The 991-nt window shown below is 36.8% G+C and carries 2 protein-coding genes; both read left to right on the top strand.

The features are described from left to right. The coding region (locus AC1DWN_RS34310; protein WP_477563276.1) for a SpoIIE family protein phosphatase at positions 1-209 on the top strand (209 nt) is incomplete at its 5' end. Positions 210-314: 105 nt separating this feature from the next. Then, a complete protein-coding gene (locus tag AC1DWN_RS34305) occupies positions 315-899 on the top strand; it encodes a hypothetical protein (RefSeq protein WP_477563275.1) in 585 nt (194 codons plus the stop codon). The last annotated feature ends 92 nt before the right edge of the window (positions 900-991 follow it).

Here is a 991-nt window from a genome sequence, read left to right as displayed (position 1 = left end):
ATGAAAATGAGATCAAAATTGTTCTATATACGGATGGATTAACCGATTCGATGGATGACGGCAAAGAGATTCCAATCAATAAGCTAGTCGAATTGCTTAATAACGATCAGAATTTAGAGCCTTCTGAGTTAGTTAATTCAATGATCTCGCCACAGATTAATGGTATTCAGAAAGATGACATTTGTTTAGTTATGCTGTATACAAAATGATGCTCGGCAGGGTTAAATAAGATAAATTCAATATTATGTTTCAAAGCGAGCAGAACAGGGTAAATGGTATAAAGTACACAATTATACTATTGGAGGGAAGCTCGCATGAAGAATATGATACTAACTGGACTTATATTGGGTGTTATTTTCGGTCAAGTAACGGTCTCCTCATCATCCCCTCCAGTAGAATACACACAGAAGATGACCTTTCATACAGCCGAACAGACCGTTCCCTTGGAAACAGACAAACAGACTATATCTATGCAAACAGACAAACAACCGCTATCTCTGCAATCAGTCAAACAGGAGATAACCCTGCAAACCGTTAATAATATTTCAMTTTATGATGATGCAAAAATAGTTCTTACTAAGATGGGTGAGCCCCAGCAGATTTCGAGTGATACCCTCTACGAGCAATCAAAAATTTATGAGTATCCCGAAATGAACATCGCCTTTAATGATGGATTCATTGAATATGTTGAAGTGCTCGGGAGTGCTAGTACGATACTCCTAGATGAAAGTATAGTTCCGGCAACGATTGAGGCTGTAAAGGATGCTTTAGGAGAGCCGGATTTTATCGCTGAGGATGGTATCGTATTTCAACGAAATGAATCACTATTGAAGCTTTTTATTGATCCGGATACAGGAGAACTGATTTCAATTTCCTTTTATCATTTATCATCTGTATAGTGATTCAATTTAGAAGCGTACTCGATTATGATAACTGTTGTACATTTAATATTATTTATTCAATAATGGAACTGGAGTGAAGAGAATGAGAG

Source organism: Paenibacillus sp. P4_A7, from assembly GCF_056402455.1.
The sequence above is the reverse complement of the archived record's forward strand: the minus strand, read 5'-3'. Positions and strand labels throughout refer to the sequence as shown.